At 61.8% G+C, this 16539-nt stretch carries 18 protein-coding genes; 8 read left to right on the forward strand and 10 right to left on the reverse strand.

From position 1 onward, the window contains the following. Nucleotides 1-211: 211 nt before the first annotated feature. Entirely contained in the window at nt 212-1141 is a 930-nt protein-coding gene (locus tag ACU688_RS16230) for a zinc ABC transporter substrate-binding protein (protein WP_448185596.1), read from the reverse strand. 58 nt (nt 1142-1199) lie between these two features. Between ACU688_RS16230 and zur the strand changes: the two genes are divergently transcribed. Genes zur through ACU688_RS16250 form a run of 4 tightly spaced genes read left to right on the forward strand, consistent with a single transcriptional unit; the run spans nt 1200 to nt 4005 of the window. After that, nucleotides 1200-1682: a zinc uptake transcriptional repressor Zur gene (zur, locus tag ACU688_RS16235; RefSeq protein WP_026136513.1), complete on the forward strand. Its 483-nt coding sequence runs from the start codon at nt 1200-1202 to the stop codon at nt 1680-1682. Continuing rightward, on the forward strand, nt 1682-2467 hold the full coding sequence (gene znuC / locus ACU688_RS16240; RefSeq protein ID WP_448185597.1) for a zinc ABC transporter ATP-binding protein ZnuC: 786 nt from the start codon (nt 1682-1684) through the stop codon (nt 2465-2467). Before zur ends, znuC begins: the two co-directional genes overlap by 1 nt. Continuing rightward, on the forward strand, nt 2460-3248 hold the full coding sequence (gene znuB, locus ACU688_RS16245) for a zinc ABC transporter permease subunit ZnuB (protein ID WP_017734696.1): 789 nt from the start codon (nt 2460-2462) through the stop codon (nt 3246-3248). The genes znuC and znuB overlap by 8 nt, the downstream gene beginning before the upstream one ends. A 37-nt stretch (nt 3249-3285) precedes the next feature. Beyond that, nucleotides 3286-4005, forward strand: a complete 720-nt coding sequence (locus ACU688_RS16250; RefSeq protein WP_207045660.1) for a PA5502 family lipoprotein — start codon at nt 3286-3288, stop codon at nt 4003-4005. A gap of 102 nt (nt 4006-4107) precedes the next feature. Here ACU688_RS16250 and katE read toward each other — a convergent pair whose 3' ends face one another. Further along, complete coding sequence (gene katE, locus ACU688_RS16255) at nt 4108-6237, reverse strand: catalase HPII (RefSeq protein ID WP_448185598.1); 2130 nt, start codon at nt 6235-6237, stop codon at nt 4108-4110. Between the two features lie 228 nt (nt 6238-6465). Between katE and ACU688_RS16260 the strand changes: the two genes are divergently transcribed. Genes ACU688_RS16260 through ACU688_RS16270 form a run of 3 tightly spaced genes read left to right on the forward strand, consistent with a single transcriptional unit; the run spans nt 6466 to nt 8969 of the window. Beyond that, on the forward strand, nt 6466-7473 hold the full coding sequence (locus tag ACU688_RS16260; RefSeq protein ID WP_017734699.1) for a methionine ABC transporter ATP-binding protein: 1008 nt from the start codon (nt 6466-6468) through the stop codon (nt 7471-7473). Beyond that, nucleotides 7473-8147 (forward strand): methionine ABC transporter permease, encoded by a 675-nt coding sequence (locus ACU688_RS16265; RefSeq protein ID WP_124527079.1) that lies wholly within the window; start codon nt 7473-7475, stop codon nt 8145-8147. The genes ACU688_RS16260 and ACU688_RS16265 overlap by 1 nt, the downstream gene beginning before the upstream one ends. 51 nt (nt 8148-8198) lie before the next feature. Continuing rightward, on the forward strand, nt 8199-8969 hold the full coding sequence (locus ACU688_RS16270) for a MetQ/NlpA family ABC transporter substrate-binding protein (RefSeq protein WP_017734701.1): 771 nt from the start codon (nt 8199-8201) through the stop codon (nt 8967-8969). Nucleotides 8970-9143: 174 nt separating this feature from the next. Here ACU688_RS16270 and ACU688_RS16275 read toward each other — a convergent pair whose 3' ends face one another. Genes ACU688_RS16275 through ACU688_RS16295 form a run of 5 tightly spaced genes read right to left on the reverse strand, consistent with a single transcriptional unit; the run spans nt 9144 to nt 13067 of the window. Beyond that, a complete protein-coding gene (locus ACU688_RS16275; protein WP_448185599.1) occupies nt 9144-9779 on the reverse strand; it encodes an SCO family protein in 636 nt (211 codons plus the stop codon). Next, entirely contained in the window at nt 9776-10675 is a 900-nt protein-coding gene (gene cyoE, locus ACU688_RS16280) for a heme o synthase (protein ID WP_448185600.1), read from the reverse strand. Before cyoE ends, ACU688_RS16275 begins: the two co-directional genes overlap by 4 nt. Continuing rightward, a complete protein-coding gene (locus ACU688_RS16285; protein WP_448185601.1) occupies nt 10663-11742 on the reverse strand; it encodes a COX15/CtaA family protein in 1080 nt (359 codons plus the stop codon). Before ACU688_RS16285 ends, cyoE begins: the two co-directional genes overlap by 13 nt. A 10-nt stretch (nt 11743-11752) precedes the next feature. After that, nucleotides 11753-12337 (reverse strand): PA_0111/PP_0108 family redox-active disulfide protein, encoded by a 585-nt coding sequence (locus tag ACU688_RS16290; RefSeq protein WP_448185602.1) that lies wholly within the window; start codon nt 12335-12337, stop codon nt 11753-11755. Then, complete coding sequence (locus ACU688_RS16295; RefSeq protein WP_448185603.1) at nt 12303-13067, reverse strand: SURF1 family protein; 765 nt, start codon at nt 13065-13067, stop codon at nt 12303-12305. Before ACU688_RS16295 ends, ACU688_RS16290 begins: the two co-directional genes overlap by 35 nt. A gap of 28 nt (nt 13068-13095) precedes the next feature. Between ACU688_RS16295 and ACU688_RS16300 the strand changes: the two genes are divergently transcribed. Beyond that, nucleotides 13096-13299, forward strand: a complete 204-nt coding sequence (locus ACU688_RS16300) for a twin transmembrane helix small protein (protein WP_017734707.1) — start codon at nt 13096-13098, stop codon at nt 13297-13299. Between the two features lie 6 nt (nt 13300-13305). Here the strand turns inward: ACU688_RS16300 and ACU688_RS16305 are convergent, their stop codons facing one another. The 3 genes from ACU688_RS16305 to ctaD all read right to left on the reverse strand — a co-directional run bounded on the left by ACU688_RS16305 (nt 13306) and on the right by ctaD (nt 16517). Next, nucleotides 13306-14193: a cytochrome c oxidase subunit 3 gene (locus tag ACU688_RS16305; RefSeq protein WP_448185604.1), complete on the reverse strand. Its 888-nt coding sequence runs from the start codon at nt 14191-14193 to the stop codon at nt 13306-13308. 35 nt (nt 14194-14228) lie between these two features. Then, entirely contained in the window at nt 14229-14780 is a 552-nt protein-coding gene (locus ACU688_RS16310) for a cytochrome c oxidase assembly protein (protein WP_448185605.1), read from the reverse strand. Between the two features lie 150 nt (nt 14781-14930). Beyond that, nucleotides 14931-16517, reverse strand: coding sequence for a cytochrome c oxidase subunit I (ctaD, locus tag ACU688_RS16315; protein ID WP_017734710.1), 1587 nt, complete (start codon nt 16515-16517; stop codon nt 14931-14933). Nucleotides 16518-16539 lie beyond the last annotated feature (22 nt).

Consider the following 16539-nt stretch of genomic DNA (forward strand, 5'->3'; position numbering starts at 1 on the left):
GCGCTACAACAGCGTAAGGCGCCACAGCTACAACGGATACCATTCGCCAATAGCAGCAGAAAAGTTAGCGGCGTGAGAACCGAAAAGAATGTCCGAAATTACTGGACCAGTTCAGCTTGCCTGCGATAGCAATATATCAGTCACCAAATGTGTGAACTGACAGACCGCTATCGCGGGCAAGCCCGCTCCCACATGGGTTTTGTGTTGGCTGTCAGAGCGACTCCAGGCAACCCGCCAGATCATTCCCCAGCTTCTCCAGCACCTGCTCATACCCCTGAGCCGTGGCCGGCGTGTAACCACCCAGCGCATCCAACTCCGCCAACTTCACCGGCAAGCCAGCCACCAGCGTCTCAGCCAATCGCGGACGCAACGGCGGCTCACTGAACACACAAGTCTTGCCCACTTCCTGCAAGCGCGTACGCATCGCGGCCACATGCTGGGCACCAGGCTGCACCTCAGCGGCAACGCTGAACACACCGGTGTGCTTGAGCCCGTAGGCATCTTCGAAATAATCGAAGGCTTCATGGAAGACGAAATAGGGTTTGTCGCCAATCGACGCCAGACGCGTCTTCAAACGCGCATCCAGCGCATCCAGGCGCTCATTGAACGCCTTGACGTTACTCTGGTAACGCGCAGCATTCGCCGGATCGGCAGTGGCCAGATCAGCCGCCATTCGCGCCGCAATCACCCGCGCATTCACCGTGGACAACCACAGGTGCGCATCCAGGCTGCCCGGGCGGTGATCGTGGTCATGCTCGTCGGCTTCGTCGGCGTGGGAGTGGCTATCTTCGGCGAAACGACGCAGTTTCATCCCTGGAAGGTCCTGCACCGCCACCGTCGTCGCTGTACGACCTTTCAATACGCGCGGCAGGAAGCTCTCCATGTCCGGACCGATCCAATACAGCAGGTCGACTGACTGCACGCGCCGTACGTCGGATGGACGCAATGCGTAGTTATGCGGCGACGCGCCCGGTGGCAACAGCACCTCTGGAACGGCCACGCCGTCCTGCACAGCGGCGGCGATCAACTGCAGCGGCTTGATGCTGGTCAGCACCTTGATCTCGGCCTGAGCGGCGCCGGTTACGAACAAACTGGCGACAAATACGACAAAAACGGGAAAAAGTCGGGACACGATGACCACTCAATGGCGTAGGAACAGGTAACATAATAACGTCTCTATCAAATATCTGTCGCCGCTCATGCCTAAAACACCGCTTGCCAGCCGTCCCCACGACCACTCTCACTGCGTGCATACCGCGCTGTCGGAAGCCGACACCCTGTGCGCACAGAAGGGCCTGCGCCTGACCGCCTTGCGTCGCCGCGTGCTGGAACTGGTGTGGCAGAGCCACAAGCCGCTGGGCGCCTACGACATCCTCGGCGTGCTCAGCGAGCAGGACGGCCGCCGCGCGGCACCGCCGACCGTGTACCGCGCGCTGGATTTCCTGCTGGAGAACGGCCTGGTGCACCGCATCGCTTCGCTCAACGCGTTTGTCGGCTGCAACCACCCGGAACACGCGCACCAGGGCCAGTTCCTGATCTGCCGCGAGTGCCACGCCGCCATCGAGCTTGAACAAAAAAGCATCAGCGACGCCATCATCAAGAGCTCTGCCGACGTCGGTTTCCGGGTCGAAGGGCAAACGGTCGAAGTGGTCGGCCTGTGCTCGGGCTGCCAGGGGGCTTGATGAGCAATGCGTTAATCCGCCTGGAACAGGTCGGGGTCACGTTCGCCGGGCAAGCCGTGCTGGATAACATCGCACTGAGCGTCGAGCCTGGGCAAATCGTCACCCTGATCGGCCCCAACGGCGCCGGCAAGACCACCCTGGTGCGCGCCGTGCTTGGCCTGCTCAAGCCCGACACCGGCAGCGTGTGGCGCAAGCCCAAGCTGCGTGTGGGCTACATGCCGCAAAAACTGCACGTCGACCCGACCCTGCCGCTGTCTGTACTGCGTTTCCTGCGCCTGGTGCCCGGTGTCGACCGCGCCCGCGCCCAGGCCGCGCTCAAGGAAGTCGGCGCCGAGCAAGTCATCGACAGCCCGGTGCAAAGCATCTCCGGCGGCGAAATGCAGCGCGTGCTGCTGGCCCGCGCCTTGCTGCGCGAGCCGGAGCTGCTGGTGCTGGATGAACCGGTGCAAGGCGTCGACGTCGCCGGCCAGGCCGAGCTGTACAGCCTGATCACCCGCCTGCGTGACCGCCATGGCTGCGGCGTGCTGATGGTGTCCCACGACCTGCACCTGGTGATGAGCACCACCGACCAAGTGGTGTGCCTCAACCGCCACGTGTGCTGCTCCGGCCACCCGGAACAGGTCAGCGGCGACCCGGCGTTCGTCGAACTGTTCGGCAAGAACGCACAGAGCCTGGCGATCTACCATCACCATCACGACCACGCCCACGATTTGCACGGCGAAGTCGTCGACGATCCCGCCGCATCCCATACCCACGTTCACGGAGATAGCTGCAAGCATGGCTGATTTTCTGCTCTACGCCCTGCTGGCAGGCTTGGCTTTGGCGCTGGTGGCGGGCCCGTTGGGCTCGTTCGTCGTCTGGCGGCGCATGGCCTATTTTGGCGACACGCTGTCCCACGCTGCGCTCCTGGGCGTGGCCATGGGCTTTTTGCTGGATGTCAGCCCGACCATCGCCGTCACCGTCGGCTGCCTGTTGCTGGCGGTGCTGCTGGTGACCCTGCAACAGCGCCAGCCGCTGGCCTCCGACACCCTGCTCGGCATCCTCGCGCCGAGCACCTTGTCTCTGGGCCTGGTGGTGCTGAGCTTCATGCACGAAGTGCGCATCGACCTGATGGCCTACCTGTTCGGCGACCTGCTGGCGATCAGCAGCACCGACCTGGGCTGGATCCTCGGCGGCAGCGCGGTCGTGCTGGTATTGCTGATCGCCCTGTGGCGCCCGCTGCTGGCCATCACCGTGCATGAAGAACTGGCCACCGTCGAAGGCCTGCCCGTGCCGACCTTGCGCATGGCCCTGATGTTGTTGATCGCCGTGGTGATTGCTGTCGCGATGAAGATTGTCGGCGTATTGTTGATCACGTCGCTGCTGATCATTCCCGCAGCCGCCGCCCAGCGCCATGCCCGCTCACCGGAGCAGATGGCGATTGGCGCCAGCCTGCTGGGGATGCTCGCCGTGTGCGGAGGCCTGGCGCTGTCCTGGTTCAAGGACACGCCGGCCGGGCCGTCGATTGTGGTCACGGCCGCCGCGCTGTTTCTGCTGAGTTTTGTCCTGCCCCGTCGAGGGGTGTAGACTTGCTCGCTTTTTGCGCAAATAGAGAGTCGCAGGAATGAAGCCGTTCACCTCCCGTTATCTGCTCCTTGCCGCATTTTCCCTGCTGCTGGGCGCCTGTCAAAGCACACCGCCCGCCGCCGTCCAGGCCCCGGACGCACGCGCTACGGCCATCGCACAGCTGGAGCAAAACCTCGCCAGCAGTGAGCTGGCCACCGCCGAAGACCAGTTGGCCGCACTGCAAGCCCAGTCGCCCAACGATCCGGCGCTGGAGCCATACCAACGCCAATTGGCCGAAGCCTACCTGCAGCGCAGCCAGATCGTCCTGCAAAAAGGCGACGTCAATGCCGCCGCCACTGCCCTCAGCCGCGCCCGCGCCCTGATGCCCAAGGCGCCGGCACTGACCGGCGGCGTGAACAGCGCCATCAGCCACGCCCGCAAAGCCGAACTGGACCAAGCCGAAGCCGCCCTGAAAGCCGCCGAAGCCAAGCCGGTGGCCAAGGTCATCGACCCGACGGCCGAAAGCACCACCGTGGCGTTGAACCTGCGCGACATTGAGGAACTTCGTCATCAACTGGATGCGATCGCCACCGATGTGGTGAATTACCAGTGTGATGTGAGCATTCAGGTGCCGCGCACCGAAGACTATCCATGGTTGGCGACGCTGCTGACCAAGCGGGTCAAGCGTATTGATTCGGCGTATGACCTGAAACTGCACCGGCAGATCCTGAAGAAGATCCCGGCGCAGGTTGTGTTGATTCCGCGCAAGGCGCAATAAAGCCATCGCAGGCAAGCCAGCTCCCACATTTTGACTGTGTTCACAAATCAAACTGTGGGAGCGGGCTTGCCCGCGATAGCGATCCAACCAACAACCAATGACTTAAGCCGGAATCCCCTTAGCCCTCGGCTCCCGCTCCCAAACCCGATGCTGGGCAATCGCCGCCACAAACGCCTTCAATGCCTTGGCATCCCCGCCGACGATCAACCCCGCATCCGCCTCCAGCTTCAACAGCTCCAGCAACTGCTTTGCCTCGCCCACCACCGCAATCGCTTTCAAATGCTTGTAAGCCTCCAGCAGGTAATGCAGCGCCACGCCATCTTCGCTCAACGCCTTCACCGACTTGGCGCCGCCGGGCACAAACACCGCGTCGAACGCCACCGACGGCAAGCCTTCCATGGACGCATCCACCGGCAAACTCCTGCCATCCGCCGTAGTGACCGGTGCCGAGGTCGGCCCGAGCAATTTGGCGTGGGCGCCTTCGGCCTTCAGCACTTTCTTCAAGGCGTCGATTGCAGCACCGTCCACGCCATTCGCGGCCAGGATCGCCACTTTGCGCGTCTTGATGTCGCCCGACAGCAGATTGGCCTGGCTCAACGCCGGCGAGCGAGCCAAGGAGGTTTTGCGCTCCGGCACCGTACCTTTCTTCGGCACTGGCAAGCCCAGGTTCTGCGCCACACGCTTGGCCAACTCCAGGTCGATGTTGGCGAGGATCTCATTCACCTGGCGCACACGGATGTATTCACGCTCCACCTTGCCCAGCTCAAAGCTGTACGCCGCGATGATGTGCTCTTGCTCGTGCTTGCTCATGCTGTGGAAAAACAGGCGCGCCTGGGAGAAGTGATCGCCAAATGACTCACTGCGCTCGCGCACCTTATGGGCATCGATGCGCTCATGGTAGGACTCAAAGCCACCGTCCTGCGCAGCGGGCGGGGTTTCCTTCGGCCAGCCGCCATCGATGGAGTTGGGTTCGTACGCCGCACGCCCTTTATCGATAGTGGTGCGATGCATGGCATCGCGCTGGCCGTTATGGAACGGCGCCACCGGGCGGTTGATCGGCAACTCATGAAAGTTCGGGCCACCGAGTCGGCTGATCTGCGTATCGGTGTAGGAAAACAGACGGCCCTGCAACAACGGGTCATTGGAGAAGTCGATACCCGGCACGATATGGCCTGGGCAGAAGGCGACCTGCTCGACTTCAGCGAAAAAGTTATCCGGGTTGCGATTCAGCACCATCTTGCCCAACGGCGTGATCGGCACCAGTTCTTCGGGGATCAGCTTGGTCGGGTCGAGAATATCGAAGTCGAACGCATGCTCCTTCTCCTCGGGAATCACCTGCACGCCCAATTCCCACTCGGGGTAGTCGCCCGTCTCAATCGCTTCCCAGAGATCGCGGCGGTGGTAGTCGGTATCTTTACCTGCGAGCTTTTGCGCTTCGTCCCACACCAGCGAGCAGGTGCCGGCCGTAGGACGCCAGTGGAATTTAACGAAGTTGGACGTGCCTTCGGCGTTAATGAAGCGAAAGGTGTGCACCCCAAAACCCTGCATGGCCCGTAGGCTTTTAGGAATCGCCCGGTCGGACATTGCCCAAATCACCATATGCGCCGATTCCGGCTGCAGCGACACGAAGTCCCAGAAGGTGTCGTGGGCCGAACCGCCTGTAGGAATCTCGTTGTGGGGCTCAGGTTTTACCGCGTGGACAAAGTCAGGAAACTTGATCGCGTCCTGAATGAAAAACACCGGCATGTTGTTGCCGACCAGGTCGAAGTTACCTTCGTCGGTGAAGAACTTCACGGCAAAACCACGTACGTCGCGCACCGTATCACCGGAGCCACGCGGGCCCTGCACCGTGGAAAAACGCAGGAATACCGGGGTTTTATGACCGGGGTCGCGCAGGAAGCCGGCTTTGGTCAGTGCAGAATGGTTTTCATAGGTCTGGAAGTAACCATGGGCACCGGTGCCGCGCGCATGCACGATGCGCTCCGGAATGCGCTCGTGGTCAAAATGCGTGATCTTTTCCCGCATGATGAAATCTTCGAGCAGCGAAGGCCCGCGCGCACCGACCTTCAAGCTGTTCTGATTGTCGGAGATCTTCACGCCTTGGTTGGTACGCAGGGCTTGGCCGGTGGCGTCGGAGCGGAATTCTTCCAAGGCCTCTAGCTTGGCATTGGTGTTCTTACGGTCCAGGGTGTCGGTTCCGGCGAGTTCGCTCTTTGGCTTTTTCGTACTCATCAGTCAAAACTCCTTATTCAGACCCAGGCACGGCACCCGGGAAGCGCATTGCTTGAGTAGTGACTGATGGGGTTTTGAGCCGTTCCTTTTTTATGACCTTTGATCGCGTTATTGCCAAATCGCTGGATGAATGCGAAATAAATGCTAAGAAACGCTATACGGACAGGCTAAAATGCGCGCCCGGCTAACCGCTGATCCCTTTTCCATGCGCCCCACAAGGTTCGCTACGTGATCGAGTTTCATAACGTCCATAAAACCTACCGCGTCGCCGGTAAGGAAATCCCCGCGCTGCACCCCACCAGCCTGCGCGTCGAGAACGGCCAGGTGTTTGGCCTGATTGGCCACTCCGGCGCGGGAAAAAGTACCCTTTTGCGTCTGATCAACCGCCTAGAACAACCCAGCGGCGGTCAGATCACTGTCGATGGTGAAGAAGTCACCGCCCTGGACGCCAATGGCCTGCGCCGTTTCCGCCAGCAGGTCGGGATGATCTTCCAGCACTTCAACCTGCTCGCTTCCAAGACCGTTGCCGACAACGTGGCGCTGCCACTGACCCTGGCCGGCGAACTGTCGCGCAAGCAAATCGACCTGCGCGTCGCCGAGCTGCTGGCCCGCGTCGGCCTGTCGGATCACGCCAAGAAGTACCCGGCGCAATTGTCCGGCGGCCAGAAACAGCGCGTCGGCATCGCCCGCGCCCTGGCGACCAAGCCAAAGATCCTGCTGTGCGACGAAGCCACCAGCGCCCTCGACCCGCAAACCACCGCGTCGGTCCTGCAACTGCTGGCCGAGATCAACCGCGAGCTGAAGCTGACCATCGTGCTGATCACCCATGAAATGGACGTGATCCGCCGCGTCTGCGACCAGGTGGCCGTGATGGACGCCGGCGTCATCGTCGAGCAAGGCTCGGTGGCCGACGTGTTCCTGCACCCCAAGCACCCGACCACCAAGCGTTTCGTGCAAGAGTCCGAACAGGTCGATGAAAACGAGCAGCGCGATGACTTCGCCCACGTCCCCGGCCGCATCGTGCGCCTGACGTTCCAGGGCGACGCGACCTACGCGCCGCTGCTGGGAACCGTCGCCCGTGAAACGGGTGTGGACTACAGCATCCTCGCCGGTCGTATCGACCGCATCAAAGACATCCCTTACGGGCAATTGACCCTCGCCGTCACCGGCGGCGACATGGACGCCGCGTTTGCGCGCTTCACCGCCGCAGACGTCCACATGGAGGTCCTGCGCTAATGGAAGTCCTGTTGAGTTTCTTCGCCAATATCGACTGGTCGGAAATCTGGCTCGCCACCGGCGATACCATGATCATGCTGTTCGGTTCGCTGTTCTTCACCGTGCTGCTCGGCCTGCCCTTGGGCGTGCTGCTGTTCCTGTGCAGCCCGCGCCAACTGTTCGAACAGAAAGGCCTGTACGCGCTGCTGTCGCTGATCGTGAACATTCTGCGTTCGCTGCCGTTCATCATCCTGCTGATCGTGATGATCCCGTTCACCGTGCTGATCACCGGCACGTCGCTGGGCGTGGCCGGTGCCATTCCGCCGCTGGTGGTCGGTGCGACGCCGTTCTTCGCGCGCCTGGTGGAAACCGCCCTGCGTGAAGTGGACCGCGGCATCATCGAAGCCACCCAGTCGATGGGCGCCACGACGCGACAGATCATCACCAACGCCTTGCTGCCCGAAGCCCGCCCCGGCATTTTCGCGGCGATTACGGTGACGGCGATTACACTGGTTTCCTACACGGCGATGGCCGGTGTGGTTGGCGCCGGTGGCCTGGGCGACCTGGCGATCCGCTTCGGTTACCAGCGTTTCCAGACCGATGTGATGGTAGTCACCGTGGTGATGCTGTTGATCCTGGTGCAAATTCTGCAAACCGTCGGCGACAAGCTGGTGGTGCACTTTTCTCGAAAATAACGGCCATTGCCGGCTCAAAGCCGGCACATGCCCGAACAAGGAGCTTGCTGGATGAAAAAACTACTGGTTGCTTTCGCCGCCGTTGCCGCGTTTTCCGCCCACGCCGAGACCATCACGGTCGCGGCCTCGCCGGTGCCGCACGCGGAAATCCTCGAATTCGTGAAACCTGCCCTGGCCAAAGAAGGCGTGGATCTGCAGGTCAAGGTCTTCACCGACTACGTGCAGCCAAACGTACAGGTCGCGGAAAAGCGCCTGGACGCCAACTTCTTCCAGCACCAGCCGTACCTGGATGAGTTCAACAAGGCCAAGGGCACGCACCTGGTCAGCGTTGGCGCCGTGCACCTGGAACCCCTGGGCGCTTACTCCAGCAAGTACAAGACCCTCGCCGAGTTGCCGGACGGCGCCAACGTGGTGATCCCGAACGACGCCACCAACGGCGGCCGCGCGCTGCTGCTGCTGGCCAAGCACAACCTGATCACCCTGAAGGACCCGACCAACATCCTGTCGACCATCAAGGACATCACCGGTAACAGCAAAAAACTGAAGTTCCGCGAACTGGAAGCCGCCACCCTGCCGCGCGTACTGACCCAGGTTGACCTGGCACTGATCAACACCAACTACGCCCTGGAAGCCAAGCTGGACCCATCCAAGGACGCACTGGTCATCGAAGGCAGCGACTCGCCTTACGTGAACATCCTGGTGACCCGCGAAGACAACAAGGATTCGGACGCGGTGAAGAAGCTGGTGGCAGCCCTGCACACGCCTGAAGTGAAGAAATTCATCGAAGAGAAGTACAAAGGCGCGATCAAGCCGGCGTTCTGATCTGACTCGATCTCCCAAACACCGGAGATCAAATAATGTGGGAGCGGGCTTGTGTGGGAGCTGGCTTGCCTGCGATGCAGGCACCGAGGTGTGTCAGTCACACCCTGGTGATGCAATCGCAGGCAAGCCAGCTCCCACATGAGTCCGGCTCCCACATTTGTTTTGTGTTGCTGGTTATTGGCGCTGCAACAGCACCGGCAACTGCACCACCAACTTCTGATTATTCAACGGCGCCCGGATAAACCCGCGCTGGGTCCCGTCCGGCCCGATCAGCGCCAGGTTGCCGCTGTGGTCCACCGTGTAGTTCGGCTTGCTGGTATCCGCCGGAATGAACGGGATGCTCACCGCATTCGAGACCTTCTGCACCTCCTCCACATTCGCGCCGGTCAGGCCAACAAACTGCGGGTCGAAGTAGCCCAGGTACTGCTTGAGCTGGGTCGGCGTGTCGCGATTGGGGTCAACGCTGACCAGGATCACCTGCAACTTATCCACCGCCTCCTTGGGCAGTTCGCTCTTGATCTGGCGCAGCTGGGCGAGGGTGGTCGGGCAAATGTCCGGGCAGAAGGTGTAGCCGAAGAACAGCAGGCTCCACTTGCCCTTCAACTCATTGACCAGCACCGGCTGGCCTTCCTGATTGGTCATGGTCACTGGCGGCAGTTGGCGGCTTTGCGGCAGCAGGATGATGCCGGCGTCGATCAGCGCGGTGGGGTCGCCCTGGCCTTTGCCATTGAGCACTTTGTTGACGGTCAGGCCCATGATCAACGCGACAATGGCCACCAGGATAAAGACGGTTTTTTGAGTACGGGTCATAGGCTCAACAGTAGGTAATGGTCGACGAGCAGGGCGATAAACAGCAGCAGCAGGTACCAGATAGAGTACTTGAAGGTGTTGATCGCCGCGTGCGGCTGAGCGCCACGGTACAACACCAGGGCCCATTGCAGAAAGCGCGCGCCCAATAGCAGTGCACACACAAGGTAGAGCAGGCCGCTCATGTGGATGACAAAGGGCATCAGGCTCACCGCCAGCAAGGCGAAGGTGTAGAGCAGGATATGCACCTTGGTGTAGTGCTCGCCGTGGGTGACCGGCAGCATCGGGATATCCGCCTTGGCGTATTCCTCCTTGCGATGGATGGCCAGGGCCCAGAAGTGCGGCGGGGTCCAGGCGAAGATGATCAGCACCAGCAGCAAAGGCTCGGCGCTGATATGGCCGGTGACGGCAACCCAACCCAGCAGCGGCGGCGCCGCACCGGCCAAGCCGCCGATCACGATATTCTGCGGCGTCGCGCGCTTGAGAAAGCCGGTGTAGATCACCGCATAACCCAACAGCGAAGCCAGGGTCAGCCACGCCGCCAAGGGGTTGGTAAACGCCAGCAACAGGGCCAACCCTGCCACCGCCAGCAGCAATGCAAAGACCAGCGCCGCCACGGGCGACACGCGCCCTTCGGCCAGCGGCCTTTTGTGGGTGCGCGCCATCACCGCATCGATGCGCCGGTCCACCACATGGTTGACCGCCGCCGCACCGCCGGCACACAGGGCAATCCCCAGGTTACCGAACACCAGCACCGCCCACGGCACGCCGGCGCGGGTGGCGAGGAACATCCCCACCAGCGAGGTGACCAGCATCAGCACCACCACTTTCGGCTTGGTCAGCTCAAGGTAATCACGCCAGATCGCCTGGCTTTGATGCGCGCCGATCAAGGTCGCCATGGCATCTCTCCTTTAAGGGTGATGAGGCCCGAGACGTGTTTGCGCGGGATAAAACGCCAGCCAAACGGCAGCTGATTGCGCACCCGCACCAGGCTGGTACGGGCGTGGTAGTTGACCAGCACCAGCGTCAGCAGCAACGCCGCGCCGCCGGCGTTATGCCCGACCGCCACCGGCAGCGGCAGGTGGAAATACACATTGCTCAAGCCCAGGCAGATTTGCGCACCCAGGGCGATCAGCAGCAGGCCGGCCAAACGGCTCATGCCCACGGCGCGCAGTTGCCAGGCCAGCCCCAGCAACACCAGCGAAACCACCACTGCGCCCAGGCGATGGGTCAGGTGAATCGCCGTGCGCGCCTCGCTGTCCAGTTGCCCGCCCAAATAGTTGGGCCCGATGTGCTGGGTCAGATGAAAGCCATTGGCAAAGTCCGCCGCCGGCCACCACTCGCCATGACAGGTCGGCAGATCGATGCAGGCCACCGCCGCATAGTTGGAGCTGACCCAGCCGCCCAGCGCAATCTGCCCGATCACCAGCACCAACCCGGCCGTCGCCCAATATTGCAGGCGCTTGGGCACGATCAGCGCAGGCAGCACGCCGGACAGGCGCAGCGTCAGCAGAAACAGCAGGCTCAAGGTGGCAAAGCCGCCCAGCAGATGCCCGGTCACCACCTGCGGCCACAGCTTCAGCGTCACCGTCCACATGCCAAACGCGGCCTGGGCGAACACCACCGCCAGCAGGAACAGCGGCAGCTTCACCGGCTGGCCCGGATCCCGGCGATGGCTCCACGAGCGCGCGGCCAGCACTACGATCAGCAGCCCCAAGGTGCCGGCGAAGTAGCGATGAATCATCTCGCTCCAGCCCTTGTCCGCCTCCACCGGTGTGTCGGGGAAGTGCAATTCGGCATGGGCCAGCTGGGTTTCGCTTTGCGGCACGCTGATAAAGCCGTAGCAACCCGGCCAGTCCGGGCAACCGAGGCCGGCGTGGGTCAGGCGGGTATAGGCGCCGAGCAACACGACGATCAACGCCAGCAAGGTGGCAAACAACGCGAGGCGAAATCCAGGTTTGGCCATGACGATGCCCTTATCCGATATTCGACAGTTTCAGCAGGTGGCGCAGGTCGTTGAGCAAGTCCTTGCCCTTGACCGTGGCGTCGTAGCGCAACACCAGGTTGCCGTGGGGGTCGACGATCCACAGCTGCGCATCGCCCGGCGCGGCCGCGTGCTTGCCGTACGTCGGCAAGTCCAGCGGATAGCGTTGCAGTTGCGGGTATTCAGCTTTCAACTTGGCCTCGTACTCAGCGCTCACTGGCTGCGCGCTGGCCAAGGCATGGCTGGCGCGGGACGCATCACGCCCCAGGCCGATTTGCAGCTGACGCGCCAGGTACACCAGTTGCTGGCAATCGGCAGCGCAAGCGGCGGGCGCGGTGACCAATAGCTGCCAGCGCTCCTCATCAGCCTGCACGCCGATATCGGCGCGGGTCTGACCGTTGCCGATCATCTCGCCGTGGTAGCTGCGACTCTCCGGCACCCAGAACTGCAATTTGTACATGAACGTGGCCAACGCCATCGGCCCGATCACCATCATCAGGATCAGGATCAACTGCCAGCGGCCTTTGCGCCGGTCCGGCGCCTCAGACATGTTGAGTGGATTCATGGCCGCTCCCATGGGACTTCTCCTTTTTGTTATGCCAGCCGAGATAGAGGTACAGCGCCAGCAACGCCAGCGACATGGCGAACCATTGCACGGCGTAGGCGAGATGTTTTTCCGGGCCCATGGCGACCACGGCCCAGGTGGTGTCGTACGTGCCAAGACCGGCTTCGGCGCGCAGCTCGTAGGCAAAGCCGCTGCGATCCAATTCCGCCCACAACACGCCAGGGTGCAAGGCCGTCAGCAGGCGCGGCCATTGCGCGGTCGCCGGGTCGGCATGCAGCTGGAAGGTTTCGCCGGGAGCGACATACACCCAGGCGTCGAGATTGATCGGCGTGGCCGGCGTAGTGAAGGCGGGCGGGGTGCGCCGGTCTGGCCAGGGCAGCCAGCCGCGATTGAGCAGCAGCCATAAGCCGCTGGCCTGGTCGTGGAAGGGTTGCAGCAGCTCTACGCCGGCCTTGCCGTCGCGCATGCGGTTGTCGAGCAACACGCTGTGTTCGGCGTCAAATTGGCCGCGCAAGCGCACGCGGCGAAAGGCCGGGTCAGGCATGTCGTTGAGTTGCGCGCTACTGATCGGCTCCGCCGCGCGCCGCTCGGCGTAACTGTCCACCAGCAGCTGCTTTTCATGGCCGCGAGACAGCTGCCAAAACCCCAGGCCCACCATCAACGGCAGCAGCACCAACACCACCAGTGTCGGCGCGATCCCGGGACTAAAGCATTTTATGGCGCTGGCTATACTTGTTTTCATTGCCCGCCCATCCCATTGGAGCCCGACCATGCTCAAAGCCGCTATTGCCCTGATGCTGATCGCGACCGTTGTGAGCCTGTTCAGTGGCTTGTTCTTTCTGGTCAAGGACGAGGGCAACTCCAATCGCCTCGTCACTGCCTTGACCGTGCGTGTCGTGTTCGCTGTCATCACCCTGGCGTTGATCACCTGGGGGTTTTTCAGCGGCCAACTGGTTTCTCACGCGCCGTGGTAAGACGCCTCACAGCACATAGACGAAGAAAAACAGGCCGATCCACACCACATCCACAAAGTGCCAATACCAGCTCGCCGCTTCGAAGCCGAACTGATGCTCGGCATTGAAATGCCCCTTGAGGATGCGCATCAGCATCACAAACAGAATGATCGTGCCGATGGTCACGTGGGCGCCGTGGAAACCGGTGAGCATGAAGAACGTCGCGCCGTACACCCCCGAGCCCAAGGTCAGGCCCAGCTCTTTATAGGCGTGGATGTATTCCTCGGCCTGGAACCCGAGAAACGCCAAGCCCAGCAGCACGGTGAGCGCCAGCCAGATCTTCAGCGCACCGCGATGACCTTTGCGCAGCGCGTGGTGGGCGATGGTGATGGTCACGCTGGAACTCACCAGCAAGATGGTGTTGACCAGGGGCAGGCCCCACGGGCTGATCGTGCCTTCGGGCGCGGGATACAGTTTTGGGTCAGGGTTGTTGAGCAACGGCCAGGCAAACTCGAAGTTCGGCCACAGCATGTGCGCGATGCCTTTTGAGCCCTCGCCCGCCAGCCACGGCGCCGACATGTGCCGGACATAAAACAGTGCACCGAAGAATGCGATAAAGAACATCACCTCGGAAAAGATGAACCAGGTCATGCCCCAGCGAAACGAGCGGTCCATCTGCGGACTGTACAAACCGGCGCGGCTTTCCTTGATCACCGCGCCGAACCAGCCAAACAACATGTAGGCCAGCAACAACCCGCCGACGAAAAAGATCCACGGCCCGTGGGATTCCGGGCGCGCGGCCTTGAGATCGTTGAACCACACGGCCAGGCCGTACACCGTGACCAGCATGCCAACGGTGGCAATTATTGGCCATTTGCTTTGCGCTGGTACGTAGTACGTATCATGAGACGACATGTATTCGCTCTCCTGATTGAGGGGGCAAACAGTAGCTAGCCGCCGCTGCGGACGGCCACCGGCGGTTGGCGCGCAGTGATATCAAACAGCGTGTACGCCAGGGTCAAATGCTTCACATCCTTGGGCATGTCGCGATCGACGATAAAACGCACCGGCATCTCGATGCGCTGGCCCGGCTGCAACACCTGCTGGGTAAAGCAAAAACATTCGGTCTTGTGGAAGTACATCGCCGCTTCCGCCGGGGAAATGCTCGGCACGGCCTGGGCGGTCATGGCCTTGTCCGTGGGGTTGTAGGCCACGAACAGCATCTCGGTCACGGCACCGGGGTTGACCACCACTTCATCGGCCTTGGCGTGGAACTCCCAGACCATGTCGATGGCATTGGTGGAGAGGAACTGCACGCGCACCTGGCGCGACGGGTCCACCACCTGCGAGCCTTCGTACTGCCCGGCGGTCTTGCCGTTGATGCCGAACGCCTTGCACATCACGTCGTAGATCGGCACCAGGGCGAAGCCGAAGGCGAACATGGCGACCACCAGGATCAGCAGGCGGGTGACCAGGCGTTTAAGCGGCACCGACTCAGCCATAACAACCACCCAAAGTGAACTCGATCAATGTGGGAGCGGGCTTGCCCGCGATGAGGGCCTCACAGCCGACATTTGCAGCGCCTGGCACACCGCTATCGCGGGCAAGCCCGCTCCCACAGGGGATTTGGGGTGGCTTGGCGAGTGGGGTGTTCATTTGACCTCCGGCGGCGTAGTAAAGGTGTGGTACGGCGCCGGCGAAGGCACGCTCCACTCCAGCCCTTCGGCGCCATCCCACGGCTTGGCCGGTGCTGGCGGGCCGCCACGGATGCACTTGATCACGATAAACAGGAAGAAGATCTGCGTGGCGCCGAACATGAACGCGCCAATCGACGACACCATGTTGAAGTCGGCGAACTGCAGGTTGTAGTCCGGCACCCGCCGCGGCATGCCGGCCAATCCCACAAAGTGCATCGGGAAGAACGCCATGTTCATGCCCACGAAAGACAACCAGAAGTGCAGCTTGCCCAGGGTTTCGTCGTACATGTGGCCGGTCCATTTCGGCAGCCAGTAGTAGGCCGAGGCGAAGATGCCGAAGATCGCGCCGGGCACCAGTACGTAATGGAAGTGCGCCACCACAAAGTAGGTGTCGTGGTACTGAAAGTCCGCCGGAGCAATCGCCAGCATCAGCCCGGAGAAGCCGCCGATGGTGAACAGGATCACAAAGGCCACAGCAAACAGCATCGGCGTCTCGAAGGTCAGCGAGCCTTGCCACATGGTGCTGACCCAGTTGAACACCTTCACCCCCGTCGGCACGGCGATCAGCAAGGTCGCGTACATGAAGAACAACTCGCCCACCAGCGGAATGCCGACCACGAACATGTGGTGCGCCCACACGATAAACGACAGAAACGCGATGCTCGCCGTGGCGTACACCATCGAGGTGTAGCCGAACAATGGCTTGCGCGAGAAGGTCGGGATGATCGAGCTGACGGCGCCAAACGCCGGCAGGATCATGATGTACACCTCGGGGTGGCCGAAGAACCAGAACACATGCTGGAACAGCACCGGGTCACCGCCACCGGCCGCGCTGAAGAAGCTGGTGCCGAAGTGGATGTCCATCAGCATCATGGTCACGCAACCCGCCAGCACCGGCATCACCGCAATCAACAGGAACGCGGTGATCAGCCAGGTCCAGACGAACAGCGGCATTTTCATCAGGGTCATGCCCGGCGCGCGCAGGTTGAGGATGGTGGCGACCACGTTGATCGCGCCCATGATCGAACTGATGCCCATCAGGTGAATGGCGAAGATGAAGAACGTCACGCTTTCCGGCGCATAGGTGGTGGAGAGCGGGGCGTAGAAGGTCCAGCCGAAATTCGGCCCGCCGCCAGGCGTGAACAAGGTCGAGACCAGCAGCAGGAATGCCGCGGGCAGCAGCCAGAAGCTGAAGTTGTTCATGCGCGGCAAGGCCATGTCCGGCGCGCCGATCATCAGCGGGATCATCCAGTTGGCCAGGCCGACAAACGCCGGCATCACCGCGCCGAACACCATGATCAGTCCGTGCATGGTGGTCATCTGGTTGAAGAACGCCGGCTCGACAATCTGCAGGCCGGGCTGGAACAGTTCGGCGCGGATCACCATGGCGAACGAGCCGCCGAGCAGAAACATGGTGAAGGCGAACCACAGGTACATCGTGCCGATGTCTTTGTGGTTGGTGGTCAGCACCCAACGCATCAGGCCTTTGGCGGGGCCGTGGGCGTGGTCGGCGTGACCATGGTCATCGATCACAGTGCTCATGGCCGTTCTCCTGCAGGCGAGT

The organism is Pseudomonas acericola (SeqCode), assembly GCF_053456465.1.

What these genes read in the sequence shown, in the direction of transcription:
- znuC (WP_448185597.1), top strand. Translation starts at nt 1,682, where the DNA reads ATGAGCAATGCGTTAATCCGCCTGGAACAGGTCGGGGTCACGTTCGCC.
- ctaD (WP_017734710.1), bottom strand. Translation starts at nt 16,517, where the DNA reads ATGAGCACTGTGATCGATGACCATGGTCACGCCGACCACGCCCACGGC.
- ACU688_RS16295 (WP_448185603.1), bottom strand. Translation starts at nt 13,067, where the DNA reads ATGAAAACAAGTATAGCCAGCGCCATAAAATGCTTTAGTCCCGGGATC.
- katE (WP_448185598.1), bottom strand. Translation starts at nt 6,237, where the DNA reads ATGAGTACGAAAAAGCCAAAGAGCGAACTCGCCGGAACCGACACCCTG.
- ACU688_RS16275 (WP_448185599.1), bottom strand. Translation starts at nt 9,779, where the DNA reads ATGACCCGTACTCAAAAAACCGTCTTTATCCTGGTGGCCATTGTCGCG.
- zur (WP_026136513.1), top strand. Translation starts at nt 1,200, where the DNA reads ATGCCTAAAACACCGCTTGCCAGCCGTCCCCACGACCACTCTCACTGC.
- cyoE (WP_448185600.1), bottom strand. Translation starts at nt 10,675, where the DNA reads ATGGCGACCTTGATCGGCGCGCATCAAAGCCAGGCGATCTGGCGTGAT.
- ACU688_RS16290 (WP_448185602.1), bottom strand. Translation starts at nt 12,337, where the DNA reads ATGGGAGCGGCCATGAATCCACTCAACATGTCTGAGGCGCCGGACCGG.
- ACU688_RS16310 (WP_448185605.1), bottom strand. Translation starts at nt 14,780, where the DNA reads ATGGCTGAGTCGGTGCCGCTTAAACGCCTGGTCACCCGCCTGCTGATC.
- znuB (WP_017734696.1), top strand. Translation starts at nt 2,460, where the DNA reads ATGGCTGATTTTCTGCTCTACGCCCTGCTGGCAGGCTTGGCTTTGGCG.
- ACU688_RS16285 (WP_448185601.1), bottom strand. Translation starts at nt 11,742, where the DNA reads ATGGCCAAACCTGGATTTCGCCTCGCGTTGTTTGCCACCTTGCTGGCG.
- ACU688_RS16305 (WP_448185604.1), bottom strand. Translation starts at nt 14,193, where the DNA reads ATGTCGTCTCATGATACGTACTACGTACCAGCGCAAAGCAAATGGCCA.
- ACU688_RS16250 (WP_207045660.1), top strand. Translation starts at nt 3,286, where the DNA reads ATGAAGCCGTTCACCTCCCGTTATCTGCTCCTTGCCGCATTTTCCCTG.
- ACU688_RS16300 (WP_017734707.1), top strand. Translation starts at nt 13,096, where the DNA reads ATGCTCAAAGCCGCTATTGCCCTGATGCTGATCGCGACCGTTGTGAGC.
- ACU688_RS16265 (WP_124527079.1), top strand. Translation starts at nt 7,473, where the DNA reads ATGGAAGTCCTGTTGAGTTTCTTCGCCAATATCGACTGGTCGGAAATC.
- ACU688_RS16270 (WP_017734701.1), top strand. Translation starts at nt 8,199, where the DNA reads ATGAAAAAACTACTGGTTGCTTTCGCCGCCGTTGCCGCGTTTTCCGCC.